3 protein-coding genes are annotated in these 3,356 nt (G+C 72.7%); 2 read left to right on the plus strand and 1 reads right to left on the minus strand.

The genetic code is table 11. From position 1 onward, the window contains the following. A partial coding sequence (locus ABD067_RS20935; RefSeq protein WP_343897337.1) for an HWE histidine kinase domain-containing protein occupies positions 1-1,326 on the plus strand: 1,326 nt, incomplete at its 5' end. Positions 1,327-1,451: 125 nt separating this feature from the next. Then, entirely contained in the window at positions 1,452-1,715 is a 264-nt protein-coding gene (locus ABD067_RS20940) for a hypothetical protein (protein ID WP_343897338.1), read from the plus strand. On the opposite strand, the gene ahcY is transcribed toward ABD067_RS20940, so the two are convergent. Then, a complete protein-coding gene (gene ahcY, locus ABD067_RS20945) occupies positions 1,712-3,121 on the minus strand; it encodes an adenosylhomocysteinase (protein ID WP_343897339.1) in 1,410 nt (469 codons plus the stop codon). The two genes, ABD067_RS20940 and ahcY, sit on opposite strands and share 4 nt — an antisense overlap. Positions 3,122-3,356: the final 235 nt, after the last annotated feature.

A 3,356-nucleotide genomic window follows, 5' to 3' on the forward strand; every position in this document is an offset into this window, starting at 1 on the left:
GCCGCGGCGCTCGCCGGCGAGGACGGCCCGACCGCGCCTCCCTTCGTCGCGGCAGCGCGCGTCGTGGGCGACGGCGGCGCCGTGCGCGGCGTGCTCGTCGTGGCCGACCACCGCCCCGCGCGGGCGGCGGCCGGCCTCAGCGCGGCCCAGTTCTACGTGCTCCGCGCCCACGCGACGCAACTGGCCGCGCTGCTGGAGTTGCAGGAACTGCGCCGTGTGGCTTCGGCCGCCTGGGCGGGCGCGGAGCGCCTGCGCCTGCTCGAATCGGTCGCGGTCCACGCCAACGACGCGATCCTCATCACCGAAGCGGAGCCGATCGACCTCCCCGGCCCGCGCATCCTCTACTGCAACGCGGCCTTCACGCGGACCACCGGCTACGCCGAATCCGAAATCCTCGGCCGCACCCCGAGGCTCCTCCAAGGGCCGGGCACCGACCGCGCGGCGCTCGCGCGGCTGAACGCCGCGCTGGCGCGCTGGGAGCCGGTCGTGGCCGAGCTGCTGAATTACAAGAAGGACGGCTCGACCTTCTGGGTCGAACTCAGCATCGTGCCGGTGGCCGACGAGACCGGCTGGTTCACGCACTGGGTGTCGGTCCAGCGCGACGTCAGCGACAGGAAGGCGGCGGAGGAGACCGCGACCCGGGCCCGCATCGCCGAGGCCGAGGCGGAGGCGCTCCAGGCCGAGGTCAAGGAGCGCCGGCGCGTCGAGGAGCGGCAAACGCTGCTCGCGCGCGAGCTGGACCACCGGGCGAAGAACGCGCTCGCCGTGGTGCAGGCGGCCCTGCGACTGACGCCGCGCGACGACACTGAAGCCTTCGCCCGCGCCGTCGAGGGGCGCGTTTCGGCGCTCGCCCGCGCGCACACCCTCCTGTCGGAAGGGCGCTGGGACGGGGCGGAACTGGGGGCGCTGGCCGCGGGCGAGTTGGCCCCCTTCCTCGCGGACGGGCCGCGCGCGGAGCTGCGCGGGCCGCCCGTGTCGCTCGCGCCGGGCGCCGCGCAGGCGCTCTCCATGGCGCTGCACGAGCTGGCCACCAACGCCGTCAAGCACGGCGCGCTCTCCGCCCCGGGCGGCCGCGTTTCGCTGTCCTGGTCGGTGGACGGCGCGGCGGGGCTGTTGCGGCTGCGCTGGGAGGAGGCCGGCGGGCCGCCGCTGGCCGCGCCCCCCAAGCGCCGGGGCTTCGGCTCGCGCGTGCTGGAAGCGACGCTCCGCGTGCAACTCGGCGGCGCGGTGGCGCGGAACTGGGAAGGGCCGGGCCTGGTCTGCGAGGCGGCGTTGCCGCTGCCGAGGGTGTTGGCGGGCGTGGCCGCGCCGGCCGGCCCGCCGTGACCGGCGCCGCGCCGCCGCCCGCCCGGTAGCGCCGGGCCCGGCCCTTCCCCGGACCGTGCGCGCGCTCACCGCCGCGGCCGGGCGCATCCCGCAACCTCCGAAGCGGTGTTCGGAGGGCGCTGGCGGTGCGGTACGGCGATGCCCCGGAGGATGGCGACGGCGGGCTGCCCGTGCGGGCGGTCGTGGCCGGGCTCGCCGTCCTGCACGCCGCGGCGCTGGCCGTGGGGGTGTTCGACGGCGTGCCGCAGCCGGAGCGGCCGCGCGGGCTGGCCGCCGTCTCCGGCGCCGAGGCGGGGGAGCGCGGGGCGGCGCTCCCGCCGGGCTTGCGGCTGTGCTTCCACGGGCCCGGCGGCGAACTCATGGGGTTCGCCGCCGCCGCTGCGCCCTAGTAGCGGTACTGCTCGCTCTTGAACGGGCCCTGCTGGTCCACGCCGATGTAGGAAGCCTGGCGCGCGGAGAGCTTGGTGAGCTTAGCGCCGACCTTCTCCAGGTGCAGGGCGGCGACCTTCTCGTCCAGGCGCTTCGGCAGCGTGTAGACCTTGCGCTCGTACTGGGCGTTGTTGGTCCACAGCTCGATCTGGGCGAGCGTCTGGTTGGTGAAGCTGGCGGACATCACGAAGGACGGGTGGCCGGTGGCGTTGCCGAGATTCACCAGGCGGCCTTCGGACAAAAGGATGATGCGCTTGCCGCCGGGGAACTCGATCTCGTCCACCTGTGGCTTCACGTTGTCCCACTTGAAGTTCTTGAGCGCCGCGACTTGGATCTCGCTGTCGAAGTGGCCGATGTTGCAGACGATGGCGCGGTGCTTCATCGCGCGCATGTGGTCCACCGTGATGACGTCGACGTTGCCGGTGGCGGTGACGAAGATGTCGGCGCGCGGGGCGGCGTCTTCCATCGTCACCACCTCGTAGCCCTCCATAGACGCCTGGAGGGCGCAGATCGGGTCGGCCTCGCTGACCATGACGCGGCAGCCGGCGTTGCGGAGGGATGCCGCGCTGCCTTTGCCGACGTCGCCGAAGCCGGCGACCATGGCGACCTTGCCGGCCATCATCACGTCCGTGCCGCGGCGGATGGCGTCCACCAGGCTCTCGCGGCAGCCGTAGAGGTTGTCGAACTTCGATTTGGTGACGCTGTCGTTGACGTTGATCGCCGGGAAGAGCAGGCGGCCTTCCTTGGCCATCTGGTACAGGCGGTGGACTCCCGTCGTCGTCTCCTCGGAGACGCCCTTGATGGAAGAGGCGAGCTTGGCGAACCAGCCGGGCTTGCCCTTCAGCGTGTCTTTGATCAGTGCGAAGAACGCCTCTTCCTCCTCGTTGGAGGGGTCGTCCAGGAAGGCGGCGTCGCCCTGCTCGGCGCGGAGGCCGAGGTGGACCAGCAGCGTCATGTCGCCGCCGTCGTCCAGCAGGACGTTCGGCTCGCCGCCATCAGCCCACTCCAGGGTGCGCTTCACGTAGGACCAGTACTCGGGGAGCGTCTCGCCCTTCACCGCGAAAACCGGCGTGCCGGCGGCAGCGATGGCGGCGGCGGCGTGGTCCTGCGTCGAGAAGATGTTGCAGGAGGACCAGCGGACGTCGGCACCCAGCGCCTTGAGCGTCTCGATCAGCACGGCGGTCTGGATGGTCATGTGCAGGCAGCCGGCGACGCGGGCGCCCTTGAGCGGCTGCGATGGGCCGTACTCGCGCCGGACGGCCATGAGGCCGGGCATCTCGTCCTCGGCCATGGCGATCTCCTTCCGGCCCCAATCGGCCAGGGAGAGGTCCTTCACGACGTAATCGGCGGTGGCGGCAACGGCCATGGGTGGGCGTCCTCGGGTTCTGAATGCGGGCGCGCAATACCATGCCGTGGGGGGCGATGGCCAGCGTTTGCGGCGAGACATAAACATGTCTTTATGGCCGGACCTTGCGCGATCAGCGGGCGGGAGCGGGTCACGGCGGCGCCAGGTGGCGGGGGATGGAGAGCCGGCCGCCGGCGGTCTTGAGCAGCTCGCCGCAGAGGGCGAAGAAGCCCGGGCGGGGCATCAGGGCGCGGGC

This window comes from Craurococcus roseus, assembly GCF_039523795.1.
In the GTDB taxonomy this organism is placed as follows: Bacteria; Pseudomonadota; Alphaproteobacteria; order Acetobacterales; family Acetobacteraceae; genus Craurococcus; species Craurococcus roseus.